The following is a 19328-nucleotide window of genomic DNA, read 5'->3' on the forward strand; positions in this document are numbered from 1 at the left end:
AGATCTATTTCATCATAAAATACGTCATTCTAATAATAATCTACCCAATACAGTAAGGAATGGAGAGCTGCATGTCAGGGGTGCAAGATCATGAAATTGTCGAAATATTCAAGACTTATCTATATCCTCTTTCTGAGAAACTGACAGAAATGCTCAATGAGCATTATAGCCATCAGACCGAACGGCGAGGTTGTGGTTATACTCAGGCAACACGTGTGATTGCAGAAATTGTCAATCAAGCTCGCGATCATCAAAACTTTCAGGATTTGCGAATTTTTTCGGAATATGAGACTAAGCTGTTAAGAATACTTCTCAATCAAAGTTCTTCCTATCAAATAGCGCTTCACTCTTGGCGTAACTTGGACCAGCATGATGGATTGCAAAACTGTCTAAATATTCAAGGTGTAGGGGAGCAGTTTCATCAAGCAGTATTACAGGAAAGTGGTTTTCAGGCGAAACTTAGAGAGTTGCATCAACACATGCAACTTGAAGAAAGTGTCCTGATTTGTAAGTTGATTGAAGATATTATTTTACCTAAATCGGCTGAACAAAATGGTTGGATTGAACTTAAAACACTAAATGAGAAACCTAAAGTTGGTTCATGTCCTTTAGCTGAAAAGTTCTTTCTAAAAGTGGCCCATCGGCGTTTACTGCGACAGGGCGAGATTAATATTTTTATAGATTCTCATGAACAGCCTATCATGATTGAAAAATTAAACATGGGTGATAATCATTCATGCATTAGTTTGCAACCCCTGATTATGAATGGCGTTCGTTTACCTGCGGGTTGTCTTTTTTCAGTTAGTTATGATGCACAATGCATTCCTAAACGAGCCAATAAAAACTATAAGGGCAATATCATGTCAATTACAGACGTTGAGGGGTTTTGGTTTTTGCGGCTAACTACCTTGGTTATTTCTCCTGAAAATCGGGCAAGAGCATTTAGCCATCATTTTAAACAGCAGGTTCAAAATGGTTTGTTTCGACCAGAAAGTACTGAATTAAGCCAATTAAAGGCGGTTGCTCAGGAACAAATCTAAAAAGGGTTGCCGTTTATGCTTAAAGCTTGCTATTCACCCCGTTATTATGCACGTACACATACGAATAGTATGGAAAAACTGAGTGCAGTTGCCGAAGCTCTAGAACAAAAACAATTAGTGAGTTGTGTTGATCCCGGAATGATTGATGTGGAATTACTTAAATTATTACATTGTCCTGAATATGTAGATGCATTCATCAGTGGCAAACAGCCCGAAGCGTCAATACAGGGTTTTCGTGAATGGAATTCACAATTACGTGATGCAATATTGTCGATTCAGGCTGGTCAATTAGTGGCTGCAGAAATTGCTTTTAAAGAAGGTATTGCAGCCAATATTGCGCAGGGGTTTCATCATGCAAGTTATGAATCTGGTGCAGCATATTGTACTTTTAATGGATTGGCACTTATTGCTAGACATTACCCGAAGAAGAATATTTTTGTGTTGGACTGCGATCAACATGGGGGAGATGGAACAGCACAATTTACCACAAAGTTAGCAAATCTCATTAATTTTGGAATTTTTGGTATTCGCTTTGGTTGTCGTGCCAATAGTCGAAATTTTACCCGTTACATTCATCCAAGGCATGGAGATTTTGAGCAATACTTAGAAGCTTTAAATGAAAGTTTTGAGTTAATTGAGCGTTATCAGACAGATTTAATCGTGTATCAGGCGGGCATGGATTGTCATCAAAAAGACAAATATGGCTCAAAATGGTTAACGACAGAATTGCTCTATCAGCGAGATCAACATGTATTCGAGATGGCAAAAAAGAAGGGAATTCCGCTTTTATTTGTATTGGCGGGCGGCTACCAACCTCTAGAAGATTTAGTGCCCTTACATGTTAATACATTTATTGCTGCAAATAAGGTCTATTTTTCAGGTTTCTAAACACGTATTGTTTATAAATAAAAAGGAGCTTATAAAGCTCCTTTGTACTAAATTTTAAGCTTATTTAGCGAATTTTTGAGAGCCAATTGCCGAGCGATTGCACAATTTGTACCAATACCAGTAATACAATGACTGTGAGTAGCATGACACTGCTATCAAAACGTTGATAACCATATGAATATGCCAAGTCCCCAATCCCGCCTGCGCCCACAGCGCCTGCCATGGCAGTTGCTCCGATCAAGCTGATGGTCGCTGTGGTCATATTTAAAATGAGCGAACTACGCGCTTCGGGTAGGATAAACTTAAATACAATTTGCCAAGGTGTAGCGCCCATGGCTTGTGCAGATTCGATAATGCCATCATTAACTTCAAGCAATGAGGTTTCAATCAAACGCCCCATATATGGGCCGATAAAAATTGTTAATGGCACGATTGCTGCCCATGTTCCAATTGATGATCCGACGATCCATTTGGTTAATGGGATCACAGCAATGGCTAAAATAAAAAAGGGTAAAGAGCGTAAAGCATTAATAATAGGATTTAAGCCATGATAAAGAGTTTTATTGGGCAAAATACCTTTGTCACGTGTTACCACCAGAGTGACGCCTTGGATTAACCCCCAGATACCACCAAAGATAAATGACAGCAAAACCATTTGAATGGTTTCCTGCATGGCATCAACAAATTGATCCATACCAAGTGGGCTTGTCCAGAAGGGTTGTGTGATCACGGTTAGCCAATGAACAATTAAATCTTTCATAGTTCATTCTCCGCCTGGTGGATCAGGACATCATGCTTTTTCATGTAGTCGACCGCTTTAGCCACCGTTTCCACATTCCCTAATATTTGTACAAACATTTGTCCAATCACGGTGCCATTAATTTCAGTCATATTTGAAAACAGAATATTAAAATCGATATCGAATTCACGGATTACAGTTTGGATGACTGGCTGATGTGCTGATTTTCCCAAAAATTGTAATCGATAAATGGTATCAATGCCTTGATTAGGCAAATTATCTAGAATTTTACGTGGTAATTGTTGCTGAAAAACGGTTTGTATAAAAGTTTTTGTGGTCGGATGTTGAGGATGACTAAAAATCTGTACCGTCTGACCATGTTCAATAACTTTACCTGCTTCCATGACTGCTACTTGATCACAAATGCGTTCGATGACATCCATTTCATGGGTTACAACAACAATCGTAATTCCCTGTTCTTCATTAATTTTTTTAAGCAAATCTAATACTGACTTTGTGGTCTGTGGATCAAGTGCAGAAGTTGCTTCATCACATAATAGGATTTTTGGATGATTCGCTAAAGCACGTGCAATACCAACTCGTTGCTTCTGACCGCCCGAAAGTTCATCAGGAAAAGCATTTCGTTTATGTTTTAAGTCAATAAAATCCAGTAGTTCTTCCAGACGTGCTTGACGTTTGGTTTTATCTACACCCAAAAGTAGCAGGGGCATTTCAATATTTTCTGCGACTGTTTTGGTTTGTAATAAATTGAAATGCTGAAAAATCATACCAATATGAGTACGTTCATTACGCAAATCTTTAGCACTCAGTGCTGTCATCTCTTTTTGATTGACGATGACCTGACCTTCACTTGGACGTTCCAGTAAATTGATTAATCGTACAAGAGTACTTTTACCAGCACCACTATAACCGATGATGCCGAAAATACTGCCAGCGGGAATGGTCAGGTTAATCTGATCTAACGCTGGAATGGTTTGCCCATTTTGTGTGTAGAACTTGGAAATATTCTTAAATTCAATCATAAGATCTAGAGTGCTAAAAAAAGAAAAACAGGCAACACAGTGTGCCTGTTTGTGAAGGAGGTATTATATTACTGTTTTTCGCCAGTCAGGTAGCTGATTGGTTCGTTCACATCAACTTTTGTACCCTGAAATTTTTCCTGAATGAATTGCTTCACAGGTTCAGAATGATAAAGGTCTTTAAGTTTTAATAGCTCAGGATCATTTTGGCGATCTTCAGCTACAGCAAGTACATTCACATTCATTTTGGTCGATTGATCTACAGGCTCATGGAAAATTGAGTCTTTTAGTACATTTAGACCACCTTCCATTGCGAGAACATTTCCTAACACAATAGCATCCACTTCGCTTTTTACGCGTACAGAAGTCGCCATTGGAATTTCTTTAATCACTAATTTTTTAGGATTCTCGATAATATCAGCGGGAGAGCCTTTAGCCACATCAAAATCAGGTTTTAACTTAATCAAACCAGCAGTTTGAAGTAATAATAATGCACGGGCTTCATTGGCAGGGTCGTTTGGAACGGCAATGGTTGCACCATTAGTAAAATCTTCAAGCTTTTTAATTTTATCGGAATAAATACCCATCGGTTCTAAATAAGTAGTCGCCAACGGTGCAATTTTAGATTTATTACCCGCATTGAATGCTACTAGATATGCATAAGATTGAAACGCATTAACATCGATTTCTTTATTTGCAACGGCTGTGTTCATCGAAACATAGTCGGTAAAATTTTTCACATCAAGTTCGATGCCAGCTTGCTTGGTTTCTGGAAGTTTTGCAATAAAACGCCAGATATCTGTATCTGAACCGCTAGAAGCAAGCGTAATTTTATGCAAAGCATTTGCAGGTGCAGCAGCTTTGTTGTCTTCAGGCTGTTTTGAGCAAGCTGCGAGAACAACGACTGCAATACTTAAAAAAACACTAAATAGTTTTTTCATTGCTTGAGTTCCTGGATTTAGTCAGGCTAAATCAATCTAAGAGTGAAAGCCAAATAGAGAATTGCTATGCTTGAAATTTAAGCACAAAAAATGCTTTTAAATCAAAAAAAGTGAGTATAAAGATATCTTGTTATATGTCAAAAAGAAAAAGGGTAATTGGTTAATAATTTCTGATATGGTTATTAAGTTAGAGTATAAGATTGAAGTGTTTGGTTAAAATATTTAATATTTTTCATTAAGTAGCTGTACATTTATAAAATAAAACTTCCTTTCGATCCGTGAATCAAAAGGAAGTCTAAAAATACTTAGTGATCTGCTTTTTCACGTGCAATGGCACGATATCCAATATCACTACGATATTGCATGCCAGCAAAAGTTACTTGACCGCAAACTTCCAGTGCATTTACCTGTGCTTCTAATACTGTATCGCCTAATGCTGTAACGCAGAGTACACGACCACCCGCAGTAATAACATGACCATCATCTTTTACAGTGGTGCCAGCATGGAAAATTTTGGTGCCTTCAGGAGATTGACCCAGACCAGAGATGACATCGCCTTTACGTACAGTTTCAGGATAACCTTCGGCAGCAAGTACCACTCCAATCGATTTACGCTCATCCCATTCAGCCTGCGTTGGGAGTTTACCTTCGATACCCGCTTCAACCAGCTCCACCAGAGAAGATTTTAAACGCATCATGATTGGTTGTGTTTCTGGATCACCAAAACGACAGTTAAATTCAATAACACGCGGTTGACCCTGATCATCGATCATTAAACCTGCATATAGGAAACCCGTATAAGTGTGACCGTCACGAGCCATACCTTCAACCGTCGGGCGCATGATCTCAGTCATAACACGATCAAAGACTTCCGAAGTGACTACAGGAGCAGGGGAGTAAGCGCCCATGCCACCCGTATTTGGACCTTGATCACCTTCAAAAATACGCTTGTGATCTTGTGAGGTAGCCATTGGTAAAATATTTTGGCCATCGATCATGCAGATAAAGGAAGCCTCTTCACCTGCAAGAAATTGCTCAATGACTACACGTGAGCCTGCATCGCCAAATTTATTGTCAGCTAGCATGTCATCAATCGCAGCAAATGCTTCGTCTTCAGTCATTGCGACAATTACACCTTTGCCCGCAGCGAGGCCATCTGCTTTGATTACGATAGGCGCACCATGTTTTTTAATGTAATCTTTAGCAGCTTCGACTTCGGTAAATACGTCATAAAAGGCAGTTGGAATGTTGTGTTTTTTAAGAAAGTCTTTAGCAAATGCTTTTGAACCTTCAAGTTGCGCTGCGTACTGAGTCGGCCCCCAGATTTTTAAATCTGCCAAGCGCGCCGCATCGACGATACCGTTGACCAAAGGTGCTTCAGGGCCAACAATAATTAAATCAATATGGTTGTGTTTTGCAAAATTTATAATTTCTGGATTATTTAAAATATCGATTTGAACATTTTCACATTTGTCTTCGGTTGCTGTACCTGCATTACCAGGGGCAACGAAAACTTTGGAGACTTTAGCATCTTGCGCAATTTTCCAAGCAAGAGCATGTTCACGACCACCACTACCTAAAACAAGAATATTCATTGGGTTCATACTCCATGAATCCACAAACTGATCCGGACTTTTACACGATTCTTATGTAGAAGACCCTCTTCAATAGAAGAGGGCGATCAGCTTAAAGTCAAAGAAATTTCTTATACTTTAAGAATAATAAAGCAAATTAATGACGGAAATGACGCATACCCGTAAATACCATGGCAATACCATGTTCATTCGCTGCTGCGATCACTTCTTCATCACGCATTGAGCCGCCAGGTTGAATAATACATTTGATACCTGCTTTGGCTGCATTATCGATACCGTCACGGAATGGGAAGAATGCGTCCGATGCCATGACCGCACCTTCAACTACCAGTCCAGCGTGTTCGGCTTTAATCGCTGCAATACGTGCAGAGTTTACACGACTCATTTGTCCTGCACCTACACCAATGGTTTGACGATTTTTTGCATAAACAATGGCATTTGATTTCACGTATTTTGCAACTTTCCAAGCAAAAATTAGATCATCAATCTCTTGTTCAGTGGGTGCACGTTCCGTTACAACTTTCAGGTCAGTGGCTTTGATCATGCCTAAATCTTGATCTTGCACCAATAAACCGCCATGGACACGTTTATAGTCTAACTGCGGAGTGCGTTCATCAATAGCAGGAAGCTCACCACAAACCATAACGCGAACATTCTTTTTCGCACCAGTCACTTCGAGTACACCATCTGCAATACTTGGTGCAATAATGACTTCGACAAATTGACGATCTACGATTGCCTGAGCAGTTTCTACATCCAACTCTCGGTTAAAGGCAATGATGCCGCCAAAAGCAGATTCTGTATCTGTTGCATATGCTAAATCATATGCTGCTTTAATACCGTCTAATGAAACAGCAACGCCACAAGGGTTAGCATGTTTAACAATTACACAAGCAGGCTTGGCAAATGATTTAACACATTCAAGTGCTGCATCTGTATCGGCGATATTGTTATAAGACAACTCTTTGCCTTGTAATTGTTTTGCAGTTGACACAGATGCTTCTTTAGCAGCAGGATCAACATAAAACGCAGCAGATTGATGTGGATTTTCACCGTAACGTAAATCTTGGGCTTTAACCAGTTGAGTATTAAACGTACGTGGGAATAAATCTGCTTCACCTTCTATTTTGCCCACACGTGCACCTAAATAAGAGGCAATCATGCCATCATACTGTGCAGTGTGTTCAAAGGCTTTTACAGCAAGATCAAAACGAGTGTTATAAGATAATGCACCCGTGTTTTTAAGCTCTGCAATTACAGTAGCATAATCATTCGCATTAACTACGATACCAACTGAAGCATGGTTTTTCGCCGCAGCGCGAACCATAGTTGGACCACCGATATCAATATTTTCAATGGCATCTGCCAAAGAACAATCTGGTTTAGCAACAGTTGCTGCAAATGGGTAAAGATTTACCACCACTAAATCGATTGGATCGATGCTGTGTTCCTGCATGACTGCTTCGTCCAGACCACGACGAGCCAAAATACCGCCATGAATTTTAGGGTGTAACGTTTTTACACGACCATCCATCATTTCAGGGAAGCCCGTGTGTTCAGAAACTTCTACAACAGCGATATTGTTGTCTTTAAGCAACTTATATGTACCGCCAGTAGATAAAATTTCTACCCCTAAAGCTGCAAGATTTTGAGCAAATTCTACAATTCCTGTTTTATCAGAAACAGAAATTAAAGCACGTTTAATAGTCATGATTAAGTCAACGGTTTAAGTTTACAGATTAAAACAAATAGGCATAAAAAATGCCCACAGGACGTGAGCATTTTATCATTTATTCACTCATTAAGCCGTGAGCTTTTAACTTTTTGCGTAAAGTTCCACGGTTTAGCCCTAGAATCTCCGCAGCACGAGTTTGGTTGCCACGGGTATATTCTAAAACGACAGATAAAAGAGGTTTCTCCATTTCTGCTAGCACCATGTCATAAACTTGTGATGGCTGCTCACCTTGCAGTTGTGCAAAATAATGACGAACTGCGCGATCCACGTGGATGCGTAGAGCAACATCAGATTGTGCAGTAAAAATAGGAGATTTGCTATTCATGCGAATTAATCCGAAATCATATACCGCTTGGGTAAAGCAGTATGTAAATGTGGTCTAAAATAATGAACCCTGTTTTAGATCCTAAAACAGGTGTTCTAAAACATTGAAACAACAGCTTGCCACAACTCTGTATATTGTGCGAAAAATAAGCGTAACAATAGTTTAATATTTGTTACAGCCCAGATTCAAAAACAAAAAAGCCACGCAATGCGCTATCACTCGATAAAGCACACATGACGACAGTAATTGTTGTGGATAAATCCGAAGATGTTGTAGGGTCAAGCTTTCGTGGCGCGTATAATACCATTGTCTAGGAAAAAGTGAGCAAATTAACTGCATTTTTTTCACTTTTTTTTATGTTTTTTTTAGTGATTAGGGGTGGACTATTTCCAAAGTATAATCATTGAAGCTTTTTCTGGACTGATTAATCGTAAACTCGAACTTATAAGGCAGGTTTTTAGGAATACGTTGAATACCGCTTAGACTTTTCGATAAGTAATCCTGAGGTTTTAAAATGATACTACTATTCTCATGTTTGTCTTTTAAAGTAAGTTTGAGCAAAGGAAGTGGGAGACTTTTATCATGATAATTGACTAAAACACCTGAAAAGCGAGTTTTGTGATGTTCAACGGCTACGACTTTAACTTTATTAATTGTAAGTAAAGTGTATTTTTCTTCCAGTTTTTTACAACTAAATACACTACATAACTGGTTAAACATAGCGCCCAGAACAGGGCTGTTATGCATGATTCTTGGGTTAAACCATACGATTTGAAAAAGTAAAATACCTAACAAAATGAGATTAATAAAACTCCACATCACATAGTATTGCAAACTACGTTTTTTAGATTGATTGGGGTGAGTATCTAGTGCCAGATCGCCTTCAGCAAGATTGAGTTGTGGAAAGCTACCAATTTCTTCATTTTGAAAATAATTTAGATTGTTCAAATAGGTTAATAAATCAATATTTGAATTTTCAATTCTACGATTAAAAATATCCAGAATATTATAGCTACTATATTGGAAAGAAGAGGCCGAAACAGCACTCTGCTGTAAAGAGGAATGTTGAATCGAACTGGGTGAATGTTCTTCCGTGCTGACAAGATTAGTCAGTGCATTAAAACTCAAATTACATTTAGGGCAACAAACCATACCCTGAGCAACTGTCAATTGTGTCAGTGAGACTTTATATATCGTCAGACATTTCGGGCAGCGGGTTTGTTTTTCACTCATGGAGCTTTCATCTACTATTATTTGTTATTGGCGCGTCCCTGATATACGACACCAGTTCTCTTCACGCTTCTCGATCTCTACTATATCAAAAAATTCAGAATAAACACCAGTAACATCAGCAACTTGCTCTTCAATCACACCTGCAAGTGCGAACTCTCCCTCAGATTTGAGTAAAGTTGCAAACTCTGGCGCAAGTGCCATAAGGGGCGCTGCTAAAATATTGGCAACTAAAATATCGGCTTTTTGTAATTTAAATTCAGCATTGAACTCTTCTGGTAAACCCACAAATAAACGATCAAGTACGTTATTGAGTTCGGCATTCTGTTTGGTTGCTAAAACTGCTTGTGGATCAATATCAGTTGCATAAACTTTTTTTGCACCGAGTAATAGTGCAGCAACACCTAAAATGCCTGAACCACAGCCATAGTCGATCACAATCTTATCTTTTACATCTGTTTTACCTAACCATTGTAAGCATAGAAACGTACTGGCATGGTTACCTGTACCAAATGCAAGACCTGGGTCTAATTTAATGTTAATCGCATCTGCATCTGGCGCTTCAAGCCACTCAGGAACGATCCAGAACTTCTCAGCAATTTGAATCGGTTCATAATAATCCATCCATGCGCGTTCCCAGACTTGATCTTCAAGTTGTTCATGATGTATAGGCGTATTTGGAAGCTGTTCCTTTAAAAAAGCTTCCAGTTTCTCAACATCGATCGGTTCCTGTTCATCTTCCTGATAAATCCCAGTAACAATGACTTTATTCCACAACGGAGTTTCTCCTGGAAGTGGTTCAAGCAATGCCTGATCTTCAGCATCATCCAGAGTTACACTTACTGCACCTAAGGACATAAGCAATGTTTCTGTAAAATCCACTTGCGCTTGATCAACAGTAATGTGTATTTGTAACCACTTCACGAGAATAAGACCTAAATTTTATTTGAAAAAAACTATTGTAACGGATAAATGGATCACTCGAGTAATAATTTCAACAAGTGATTGCCTGGCTAGAGTTGGAAATTAATCATTTTCTGCCAGCAAAGGTGTATCTATGCGCTGAGTATCATAACGATTTAATAAAGTGCCAAAAATAGCAGCAAATATATACATAAATATCGAATAAACGGCCGCAGGCATTGCAATTGTTGTACTTGCGAGAATTGTGAGAGCAATTGTCATTGCCAACGTACTATTATGTATCCCAATTTCAAAAGCACAGGCTCGAGCTTGAGGGCGATTAATACCAAATAAACGAGGTACAAAATATCCAAGCAGCAGACTAGCAATACAAAATAAAGAGGTTGCCAGCCCAATTTGCATAATATATTGCAGTATATTCGTTCGTTCTTTTATTACAGCACCAATAATAATCAGGATCAGAAAAACGACTGCAAATGTACGAACGGGTTTATGTAGTTTGTCCGCTATATGTGGTGAGAAGTACCGAACCAACATCCCCAAACAAACAGGCACAATGATAATAAGAAAAACTTGAATTACTTTTGAGAACTGAAGCCCGATTTGTTGACCATCCTCAATGAAATGTTGGATTGCCAGATTGACAATAAAAGGTAAAGTAAATGCTGCAATTACGGAATTAATTGCGGTTAAAGTAATGTTTAGGGCGATGTCACCTTTATACAGATAACTGAACAAATTTGCAGTTGGTCCACCTGGTGATGCTGCTAAGAGCATGAGTCCAACAGCCAAGAGGGGTGGAAGCACAAATAATTTACAAATCGCAAATGCAATACTGACCAATATCACCAGTTGGCAAAATAAAGCCAGAAACACTGCTTTAGGATGTTTGGCAACTCGACCAAAGTCCTGAAGGCGGAGTTCCAAACCTAGTCCAGCCATAATAATGGCCAGAGCCAAAGGTAAAAATATTGTAATAATGCCTGAATCCATAGCATCTATCCTTCTAATTATTTTATGGAAATGTATTGGTTTAAGTTCAATCAATACAATATAGGTAAAACTTCAAATAGAAAACTTTTCTTAATTCTTAACAGCAAATAAAAAACACAGGTCATATGAACCTGTGTTTTTTAATAAAACAAAAACAGTTTATAAAATTATGGCGCAGGCGCTTTAAACTGAAGCTTACCATCTGCATTTGGCTGACAAACGCCATTAAACGTAACGCCTTTGTAGCCATAAGTTGCCCAGTCACCTTGTTTTTTCTTGGCACATGCCTTGATTTGGGCATTGGTTTCAGCTTTGCTCATCGTTGCCTCTTCAGCATTTGCTAGCGTCATACCACCAAGAAATAAAGCAGATACCGCGATTGTTTTTAACATGATGTTTTTCATTTCAATACCTTTTTTAAAGTTGATTTTACGTTTTTAACTATAAAGCACTGACACAGTCTTATTCTAAGAGTCGGTTTTTAAAAAGTTAATTCCTTTTATGCTGAAATACTTATATAAAATGTCACATCTTGTATATTGGTGTAAATTTTGTGTCTTTATTTTTGTAAAAAAACCATATTGCAAGAGGGTTTTTTGCTATAATTTTTCGTCATTTTTTTCTGATGTTCTTTGCTCATGCATTACCCTAAAGTTTATGATGTTATTGTTATTGGTGGCGGTCACGCGGGTACGGAAGCGGCACTTGCTGCTGCGCGTATAGGCCGACAGACCTTACTTTTGACGCATAACATTGAAACGCTCGGGCAAATGAGCTGTAATCCTGCGATCGGGGGGATTGGTAAATCGCATTTGGTACGTGAAATTGACGCTTTAGGTGGCGCAATGGCATTAGCTGCCGATAAAGGCGGTATTCAGTTCCGTATTTTAAATTCACGTAAAGGTGCAGCGGTTCGTGCGACACGTGCGCAGGCTGATCGAGTTCGTTATAAAGCTGCGATACGTTACACGCTTGAGAATCAGTCAAATCTGGATATTTTCCAGCAAGCAGCAGATGATCTTGTGGTTGAAGGCGATACAGTTAAGGGTGTAATTACCCAAATGGGCGTACACTTTCAAACTAAAACCGTTGTTTTAACCACAGGAACTTTCTTGGGCGGTGTAATTCATATTGGATTAGAAAAATCCAGTGGTGGTCGTGCGGGTGATCCACCTTCAATTGCATTGGCACATCGTTTGCGTGAGTTAAATCTTCCAGTGGGCCGTTTAAAGACAGGCACACCACCACGTATTGATGCGCGTTCAGTTGATTTCTCTGTAATGACGCCACAGCCAGGTGATTTTCCGTCGCCAGTGATGTCTTTTATGGGGAATGTTTCAATGCATCCAGATCAAGTCAATTGTTACATTACTCATACCAATCAAAAAACCCATGACATTATCCGTGGGGGACTCGATCGTTCTCCAATGTACACAGGTGTGATTGAAGGTGTTGGGCCGCGCTATTGTCCATCTATTGAAGATAAAATTCATCGTTTTGCAGATAAAGAATCACATCAGGTATTTTTAGAACCTGAAGGCCTAGATACCCATGAGCTTTATCCAAATGGGATCTCCACTTCTTTGCCGTTTGATGTGCAGTTTGAATTGGTTCGTTCGATTCGTGGTATGGAAAATGCCCATATTTTACGTCCAGGTTATGCTATTGAGTATGATTATTTCAATCCACAGGCATTGAAATTTACTCTTGAAACCAAAGCAATTAATAACCTGTATTTTGCTGGTCAAATCAATGGTACTACAGGCTATGAAGAAGCCGGTGCACAAGGTTTGCTTGCAGGTCTGAATGCAGCGCGTCGAGCATGGGATCAAGAGCAGTGGACACCAAAACGTGACCAAGCGTATATGGGAGTTCTAGTTGACGACTTAATCACGTTGGGAACCAAAGAACCCTACCGTATGTTTACCTCACGTGCAGAATATCGCTTGATGTTGCGTGAAGACAATGCAGATCAGCGCTTAACCCCTGTTGGCCGTGAAATGGGCTTGGTCGATGATACACGTTGGGCTGCCTATTGTGAAAAAATGGAAGCCGTTGAAACTGAAACTGCTCGTTTAGCGCATCTTTGGGCTGCACCAAATAACCCAATGGGTAAAAAGTTTGTAGAAATGACAGGAGCAGATTTGAGTAAAGAATCTAGTGCGATTGATTTACTTAAACGTCCAAATGTGAATTTTACTCAGATTGCTGAATTAACGAATTCTCAAGTGTCACAACACGTTGGCGAGCAGATTGAGATTGCGGTAAAGTATGAAGGTTATATTCATCGTCAGCATGAAGATGTTGCACAGATGAAGCGCTTGGAAGAAACTAAAATCCCCGCAGATTTTGATTATGATGTGGTTTCGGGGTTATCTCGTGAAATTACTCAAAAGTTAAAAACTGTTCGCCCTGAAACCTTGGCACAAGCGAATCGTATTCCAGGAGTAACACCTGCGGCGGTGCAATTGGTCATGATCACGATTCGTAAGAACAATCAGACTAAAAAGATTGCTTGATTAATTTCTTGAATAAAATTAATTGAAAGATCATACGCCCAGTTGAAACTGGGCTTTTTTATGTCGCATAAAATTATATATAAAAAAATCTTAAGAATTTAAACATATTTGACTTGCCGATTTTATTATTTCTCATGGATTAAAATTTTTTCTATAGTTATTTTACATTCAAAACAAAGAGGTGATCATAATGACCATGAAATCGATTCGTTATAATGGTTATGATTTAGCATGCTTATGTTAAATCAACGTTCTCAGTACGAATTGGTATCCATTTTCTTTAGTGTCGGGGCTTGGGAGGATGGATACCAGTGTTTTTTAATCTATAACAATAACAGTATATTGTTTTAAATATAAAGATAAGAATTCTCAGAGAGCAATATGCTCTCTTTTTTTATTCACCATCAATTTCTTTTACTGCATTGTGAACAGCCACAGGTTCAATATGTAGAATTTTTTTACCAAAACTACGAAGCCACCAAACCAATTGGGAAGTAAATGGAATGGTCGCACTAATTTCTACAATATTTTCTTCAATCGGAAGAATTTTCTGGTCTTTACTGAGCTGACTTTCATAAAAACTCTGAGCAGTATTTTCAGTCATGGTGAGCTTTAACTCAACAATTTCAGTGGGTTTATTATAATCAACGCGAAAACCCAAAGCACCTGAGTCGATATATTGATCAATATCGAAATTTACTGGATGCAAAGCGCGTGAATTTAGCACATTTGCTGATTTAAAACGGTGCAGAGCAAAGGTTTGGACATCAGATTTATCATGTCGAGTACAAATCAAGTAAATAATCGCACCTTTTTGTACCAGAGCCAGTGGATTTAAAATATAGCTTTTTTCTTCTGCATTGATGCTACGCGGTCGATAAATACATTCAATTTGTTTGTCTTGAAGTAATCCTTCATAAATGGCTTGTTGAGCATGTTTATCGACTAGAGGTGGAATCAAAGGTTGACTGGCAGGCACAATCCGAACCCGATTAATCCATTGTCGCACATTGTTTTGAGTTGACAGACTGCGCCGTGCTAAATCGAACCATGGATTCATTTCCTCAATCAAACTATGCGGTAATAAGTGTTTTAAATGCTCTTCAACCATCATAAATGTTACTGCTTGGGAGCTGGTCATATGTGGCAAACTTTGAATGGGAGCATCGGAGCGCCAGCGCCAACCTTGAGGCACGGTTTTATTGCTCTCAATAGGAAAACGCTGTGCAATTTGGTTTAAGTCGCGTTGAATAGTGCGTAGGCTAATATCGACACCCTCACGTTCCAACATTTCCTGTAATTCACGTGTACCCATCCATTTGCCTGTCGATAAGCGCGATAAAATTTGCCATTGTCGATGCAAACTATTGGAGGTTTCTTTTTCTTGTAAGGACATAAGGGATCGTTGAATTCGTCAATAATGTTTTGAATAGCAACACAATAAAAAAACTTGGCTGTTTTGGCAAGAATGTAACAGAAATATTGCTTATATCCCGATACAACTTACTACAAGAACCGCATTGAATACATCTCACATTATTTTCATAAATAAAGAAAGCATTTGCATAAATGGCATCGTATTTGCTTGTTAGGATAATGAGTCAACAAGAAAAAGGCAGGTCAATATGTTAGAAGAAGATAAAGAGATGCATGCCGTAGGTGAGCACTATATGAAAGATAAAGCGAGCGGAGTATTCAATAGCCAGTCTTTGTACATTGACCAGTTAAGCGTGAGTAGCAATTTATTTGAGCAGCTAAAATCAAAATTTTTTAATGAAATGTTAGATGATGTAACATCAAGTGGTGAAGTTTCTCAAAAGATAGAACAATGGCTATCGGTTCATAGTCTTGAACAACTAAAACAGCTTAACACTGAAGCTAAACAGCATTTTCTATACGAAGGAATTACCTTTACGGTATATGGTGATGCAGAAGGCGAGCAAAGAACGATTCCATATGATCTTATTCCGCGAGTCATCGAAAAAAAGCAATGGGAGAAAATTTCTCAAGGTTGCGCTCAGCGTGTGAAAGCACTCAACTTATTTTTAGATGATATTTATCATGATCAGCATATTTTGAAAGAGCAAATTGTGCCACATATGCAAGTTATGACGCATGAAGCTTTTCAACCCCATATGTTGAATCATGATTTGAAAGGGAAAATTTATTCACAAATTAGTGGTATTGATATTATTCGTGATGGGAACGGTGATTTTTTTGTTCTGGAAGATAATTTGAGAACTCCTTCAGGTGTTTCTTACATGATTGAAAGTCGAAAAATAAGTAAAAAACTAATGCCAGAATTATGTGCCGCAAACCCGTTACAAGAAATCGAACAATATCCAACATTACTTCGTGCGATTTTGGAGGAAAATGCTTACGTTGATCATCCTTTTATTGTGGTATTAACCCCAGGACGTTTCAATAGTGCCTATTATGAACATGCTTTTTTAGCACGTGAAATGGGTGTGCCGCTGGTCAGTAGTCGTGATCTTTTTGTAGAAAATGATCATGTCTATGTCAAAACCATTCGAGGCCGTCAACGTGTTGATGTAATTTATCGCCGTGTTGACGATGCTTTTCTTGATCCACTTACCTTTAGACCTGATAGTACTTTGGGTGTAGCAGGTTTGATGTCTGCCTATTTACAGCACAATGTTGTGATTGCAAATGCACCAGGTACAGGTGTTGCGGATGATAAATCAATTTATCCTTATGTGGATAATATGATTAATTTTTATCTGAATGAAACACCCATTCTTAAAAATGTACCTACCTATCAATGTCGCCGTGAAGATGAACTGGATTATGTGATGACAAATCTAGAGAAATTGGTGGTTAAAGAGGCGCAGGGTTCTGGTGGATATGGAATGCTGATCGGACCACAAGCAACTACAAGTGAAATTGCGGAATTCAGGAAGAAAATTCTTGAACATCCGCATTTATATATTGCCCAGCCAACGCTCGAATTATCGGTTGCACCCACTCTGACACAGGATGGTATTGCAGAACGTCACATTGATTTACGTCCTTTTGTGTTGTCATCACCGTATCGAACTGAAATTGTACCGGGTGGTTTGACGCGTGTTGCTATGAAAGCTGGTTCACTGGTGGTGAACTCCTCACAAGGTGGCGGTATTAAAGATACATGGGTTGTTGAAGCACTACATTCTTGATCAATGTCCATTTAAACAAGGAAGAAATTATGATTTTACTGAGTTCAAATGCACAACATATTTATTGGTTAGGGCGTTATTTGATGCGCATTAACTTTTTTTGCAGTCGTATCCCATTTACACAAGATCAGGCTGCAATTGAATTTAGTCACGCTTTTTGTTTACCTGCTTACGATGCAGCATCACTCAATGAGTTGGCCCTAGATCCGGAACAACCTTATTCATTGGTGAAACAATTTAGTAGTGCAAGTGACAATATTCATGAATTACGCGCAGTTTTGCCTGCAAAAGCTTATGCAGAGCTTAATGCACTGATACGTAATGCGGGTGAACAATCTGGTTATATCTGTAATGTCGTTCAAGAATGTAATGAGATTTTGGAAGCTGAAACAAATACCGATATTTTATTATTTTTCGGTCTTGGGCAAAAAATTGAACAATTAGATGCTATTTTACGTTTTAAACAAAATCCTGAAAACGTGCTGCAGGAACTCGATAAAACAGTGGCAGCTCTAAAAAACTACGGTTGGTTAGCCCTCGAAACCGCTTGGCTAGATCTGAAACAGCAGCCTGATTTGATGTCTTTTTATCATTTTCATGATCAACTTCAGTTTATGTTTGAGGCTCCAGTATGAAACTCATGGTGAATCATCAAACACATTATACTTATAGTGAAACTGCCTGTAATAGTATTCAATACATTAAGATGATTCCACAAAGTTCACAGCATCAATATGTTCATTACTGGGATATCAGTGTCCCAGGTGAACGAATGCTTAAGAAAGATGCGTTTAATAATCTATGGATTACATCTTCACAGCGTTTTGAATATCAGCACCTAACCATCATGGCACAGGGGATTGTTGAATTACATCAAGGTGGAAATGGCAGTTATCAAGAAAATTTGCCTATATCACTTTTTTTACAGCCCACACACGCGACTTTGTGGGATGCTAATATGCTTGAATTTGCAAAGCAGCATGTATCGATGTGTTCTCTGAAAGAATTGATTGTTTTAGCAGAACAAATCTTATTAAAAGTTGCTTACTGTCCAGATGCAACAACGGTGCAATCGACCGCAAAAGAGGCATTTTATGCTGGTCTGGGTGTTTGTCAGGATCATGCCCATTTAATGATTGCCATGTGTCGGGCGTTAAACTTACCTGCACGTTACGTTTCCGGCTATTTATATGATAAAAATGCACCTCATCTATCCAGTCATGCTTGGGCTGAAGTATTTCTGGATAAACAATGGTATTGTTTCGATGTGAGTAATCAACTGTTTGAGCCTTCTTCACATATTTATGTTGCCATTGGACGTGATTATTTTGATGTTGCGCCTATACGTGGTATGCGTGAAAAGGGTGGTGTAGAAAAAATGCGATCAACAGTGCAGGTGCTGGCTTGTTGAATGGAATGAAAACGATGACTTATTGTTGTGCTTTACGGTTAAAAGATGGTTTGGTATTTATTAGTGATACCCGTACCAATGCGGGTGTGGACCAGATCTCTGTATTTAGAAAACTTTATACTTTTGGAAAATTAAAGGATCGCTTTATTGCGATTCAAACAGCTGGAAATCTTGCGACGACGCAGGCAGTTATTGGGTATCTGCGAAATCAGCTTGAATTGCAGGAACAACCCAACTTATATACCGTAAACACAATGTTTGAAGTGGCTCAATTGGTAGGGCGAACTTTGCGTAAAGTGATAGAAGATGTCACCGAAGACACACTTGAACAAAGTAATTATTATTGTAGCTTAACTGTGGGCGGTCAAATTGGGGAAAGTGAACACCAGCTTTATAATATTTATCCACAAGGCAATTTTATTTGTGCGACCAAAGATACACCCTTTTTCCAAATTGGTGAAAGTAAATACGGTAAACCAATTCTAGATCGCGCTTTAACTTATGATATGCCTTTGGATGAGGCCTTACGTTGTAGTTTACTCTCATTCGATTCAACCTTACGTTCCAATGTATCGGTTGGTTTACCGCTCGATGTGCTGGTTTATCATGTCGACAGTTTGGAAATGCCAAGAGGTAAGCGTGTGACACAGGATGACGAGTATTTTCAGAAAATCAGCCGACAATGGTCAGAAATCCTTCGTGCAGGTCTACATGAAATTCCAAAACCATCCGAGGATTATTTGGAATAATGGAAGAGACGAGGCATCATGAG

At 38.8% G+C, this 19328-nt stretch carries 18 protein-coding genes; 7 read left to right on the forward strand and 11 right to left on the reverse strand.

The genetic code is table 11. The features are described from left to right. Positions 1 to 71: 71 nt before the first annotated feature. Together IAE19_RS06225 and IAE19_RS06230 are read left to right on the forward strand one after the other, a co-directional pair. On the forward strand, positions 72 to 1040 hold the full coding sequence (locus tag IAE19_RS06225) for a hypothetical protein (protein WP_200460069.1): 969 nt from the start codon (positions 72 to 74) through the stop codon (positions 1038 to 1040). Between the two features lie 15 nt (positions 1041 to 1055). Beyond that, complete coding sequence (locus IAE19_RS06230) at positions 1056 to 1928, forward strand: histone deacetylase (RefSeq protein ID WP_200460070.1); 873 nt, start codon at positions 1056 to 1058, stop codon at positions 1926 to 1928. 64 nt (positions 1929 to 1992) lie between these two features. On the opposite strand, the gene IAE19_RS06235 is transcribed toward IAE19_RS06230, so the two are convergent. From IAE19_RS06235 to IAE19_RS06280, 10 genes are all read right to left on the reverse strand, one after another. Then, positions 1993 to 2688 carry a methionine ABC transporter permease gene (locus tag IAE19_RS06235; RefSeq protein ID WP_200460071.1) on the reverse strand — a complete coding sequence of 232 codons (696 nt, stop codon included), beginning with the start codon at positions 2686 to 2688 and terminating at the stop codon, positions 1993 to 1995. After that, the gene (locus IAE19_RS06240) at positions 2685 to 3710 is read right to left on the reverse strand and encodes a methionine ABC transporter ATP-binding protein (protein ID WP_200460072.1); all 1026 of its coding nucleotides are present in this window, start codon (positions 3708 to 3710) and stop codon (positions 2685 to 2687) included. Before IAE19_RS06240 ends, IAE19_RS06235 begins: the two co-directional genes overlap by 4 nt. Before the next feature lie 68 nt (positions 3711 to 3778). Continuing rightward, the gene (locus IAE19_RS06245; protein ID WP_200460073.1) at positions 3779 to 4648 is read right to left on the reverse strand and encodes a MetQ/NlpA family ABC transporter substrate-binding protein; all 870 of its coding nucleotides are present in this window, start codon (positions 4646 to 4648) and stop codon (positions 3779 to 3781) included. A gap of 305 nt (positions 4649 to 4953) precedes the next feature. Next, a complete protein-coding gene (gene purD, locus IAE19_RS06250; protein ID WP_200460074.1) occupies positions 4954 to 6243 on the reverse strand; it encodes a phosphoribosylamine--glycine ligase in 1290 nt (429 codons plus the stop codon). 136 nt (positions 6244 to 6379) lie between these two features. Beyond that, a complete protein-coding gene (gene purH / locus IAE19_RS06255; RefSeq protein ID WP_200460075.1) occupies positions 6380 to 7954 on the reverse strand; it encodes a bifunctional phosphoribosylaminoimidazolecarboxamide formyltransferase/IMP cyclohydrolase in 1575 nt (524 codons plus the stop codon). Positions 7955 to 8033: 79 nt separating this feature from the next. Next, on the reverse strand, positions 8034 to 8303 hold the full coding sequence (gene fis, locus IAE19_RS06260) for a DNA-binding transcriptional regulator Fis (protein ID WP_001086304.1): 270 nt from the start codon (positions 8301 to 8303) through the stop codon (positions 8034 to 8036). Between the two features lie 372 nt (positions 8304 to 8675). Next, positions 8676 to 9536 carry a DUF3426 domain-containing protein gene (locus IAE19_RS06265; RefSeq protein WP_200460076.1) on the reverse strand — a complete coding sequence of 287 codons (861 nt, stop codon included), beginning with the start codon at positions 9534 to 9536 and terminating at the stop codon, positions 8676 to 8678. 24 nt (positions 9537 to 9560) lie between these two features. Beyond that, positions 9561 to 10457, reverse strand: coding sequence for a 50S ribosomal protein L11 methyltransferase (gene prmA / locus IAE19_RS06270; RefSeq protein ID WP_200460077.1), 897 nt, complete (start codon positions 10455 to 10457; stop codon positions 9561 to 9563). 102 nt (positions 10458 to 10559) lie between these two features. Continuing rightward, the gene (locus IAE19_RS06275; RefSeq protein ID WP_200460078.1) at positions 10560 to 11450 is read right to left on the reverse strand and encodes a bile acid:sodium symporter family protein; all 891 of its coding nucleotides are present in this window, start codon (positions 11448 to 11450) and stop codon (positions 10560 to 10562) included. Between the two features lie 167 nt (positions 11451 to 11617). After that, a complete protein-coding gene (locus tag IAE19_RS06280; RefSeq protein WP_200460079.1) occupies positions 11618 to 11854 on the reverse strand; it encodes a hypothetical protein in 237 nt (78 codons plus the stop codon). A 234-nt stretch (positions 11855 to 12088) separates the two neighbouring features. Here IAE19_RS06280 and mnmG point away from each other — a divergent pair, with 234 nt between their 5' ends. Further along, positions 12089 to 13969 (forward strand): tRNA uridine-5-carboxymethylaminomethyl(34) synthesis enzyme MnmG, encoded by a 1881-nt coding sequence (mnmG, locus tag IAE19_RS06285; protein WP_200460080.1) that lies wholly within the window; start codon positions 12089 to 12091, stop codon positions 13967 to 13969. 394 nt (positions 13970 to 14363) lie between these two features. On the opposite strand, the gene IAE19_RS06290 is transcribed toward mnmG, so the two are convergent. Further along, on the reverse strand, positions 14364 to 15365 hold the full coding sequence (locus IAE19_RS06290) for a helix-turn-helix transcriptional regulator (protein ID WP_200460081.1): 1002 nt from the start codon (positions 15363 to 15365) through the stop codon (positions 14364 to 14366). 274 nt (positions 15366 to 15639) lie between these two features. On the opposite strand from IAE19_RS06290, the gene IAE19_RS06295 reads away from it, so the two are divergent. The 4 genes from IAE19_RS06295 to IAE19_RS06310 are packed head-to-tail and all read left to right on the forward strand — an operon-like array spanning position 15640 to position 19305. After that, complete coding sequence (locus tag IAE19_RS06295) at positions 15640 to 17145, forward strand: circularly permuted type 2 ATP-grasp protein (protein WP_413784487.1); 1506 nt, start codon at positions 15640 to 15642, stop codon at positions 17143 to 17145. A gap of 29 nt (positions 17146 to 17174) precedes the next feature. Continuing rightward, positions 17175 to 17780: an alpha-E domain-containing protein gene (locus IAE19_RS06300; RefSeq protein ID WP_200460083.1), complete on the forward strand. Its 606-nt coding sequence runs from the start codon at positions 17175 to 17177 to the stop codon at positions 17778 to 17780. Then, entirely contained in the window at positions 17777 to 18556 is a 780-nt protein-coding gene (locus tag IAE19_RS06305; protein ID WP_200460084.1) for a transglutaminase family protein, read from the forward strand. The genes IAE19_RS06300 and IAE19_RS06305 overlap by 4 nt, the downstream gene beginning before the upstream one ends. A gap of 14 nt (positions 18557 to 18570) precedes the next feature. After that, positions 18571 to 19305: a proteasome-type protease gene (locus IAE19_RS06310; RefSeq protein ID WP_200460085.1), complete on the forward strand. Its 735-nt coding sequence runs from the start codon at positions 18571 to 18573 to the stop codon at positions 19303 to 19305. Positions 19306 to 19328 lie beyond the last annotated feature (23 nt).

Origin of the sequence: Acinetobacter sp. S40 (genome assembly GCF_016624705.1) — a bacterium.
Taxonomy (GTDB): Bacteria; Pseudomonadota; Gammaproteobacteria; order Pseudomonadales; family Moraxellaceae; genus Acinetobacter.

Bases quoted from the DNA above. Each gene is read 5' to 3' on its own strand.
- IAE19_RS06240 (WP_200460072.1), bottom strand. From the start codon at position 3,710: ATGATTGAATTTAAGAATATTTCCAAGTTCTACACACAAAATGGGCAA.
- IAE19_RS06305 (WP_200460084.1), top strand. From the start codon at position 17,777: ATGAAACTCATGGTGAATCATCAAACACATTATACTTATAGTGAAACT.
- IAE19_RS06225 (WP_200460069.1), top strand. From the start codon at position 72: ATGTCAGGGGTGCAAGATCATGAAATTGTCGAAATATTCAAGACTTAT.
- IAE19_RS06290 (WP_200460081.1), bottom strand. From the start codon at position 15,365: ATGTCCTTACAAGAAAAAGAAACCTCCAATAGTTTGCATCGACAATGG.
- IAE19_RS06280 (WP_200460079.1), bottom strand. From the start codon at position 11,854: ATGAAAAACATCATGTTAAAAACAATCGCGGTATCTGCTTTATTTCTT.
- fis (WP_001086304.1), bottom strand. From the start codon at position 8,303: ATGAATAGCAAATCTCCTATTTTTACTGCACAATCTGATGTTGCTCTA.
- IAE19_RS06310 (WP_200460085.1), top strand. From the start codon at position 18,571: ATGACTTATTGTTGTGCTTTACGGTTAAAAGATGGTTTGGTATTTATT.
- IAE19_RS06300 (WP_200460083.1), top strand. From the start codon at position 17,175: ATGATTTTACTGAGTTCAAATGCACAACATATTTATTGGTTAGGGCGT.
- IAE19_RS06295 (WP_413784487.1), top strand. From the start codon at position 15,640: ATGAAAGATAAAGCGAGCGGAGTATTCAATAGCCAGTCTTTGTACATT.
- IAE19_RS06235 (WP_200460071.1), bottom strand. From the start codon at position 2,688: ATGAAAGATTTAATTGTTCATTGGCTAACCGTGATCACACAACCCTTC.
- mnmG (WP_200460080.1), top strand. From the start codon at position 12,089: ATGCATTACCCTAAAGTTTATGATGTTATTGTTATTGGTGGCGGTCAC.
- IAE19_RS06265 (WP_200460076.1), bottom strand. From the start codon at position 9,536: ATGAGTGAAAAACAAACCCGCTGCCCGAAATGTCTGACGATATATAAA.
- purH (WP_200460075.1), bottom strand. From the start codon at position 7,954: ATGACTATTAAACGTGCTTTAATTTCTGTTTCTGATAAAACAGGAATT.
- IAE19_RS06245 (WP_200460073.1), bottom strand. From the start codon at position 4,648: ATGAAAAAACTATTTAGTGTTTTTTTAAGTATTGCAGTCGTTGTTCTC.
- purD (WP_200460074.1), bottom strand. From the start codon at position 6,243: ATGAATATTCTTGTTTTAGGTAGTGGTGGTCGTGAACATGCTCTTGCT.
- IAE19_RS06230 (WP_200460070.1), top strand. From the start codon at position 1,056: ATGCTTAAAGCTTGCTATTCACCCCGTTATTATGCACGTACACATACG.
- IAE19_RS06275 (WP_200460078.1), bottom strand. From the start codon at position 11,450: ATGGATTCAGGCATTATTACAATATTTTTACCTTTGGCTCTGGCCATT.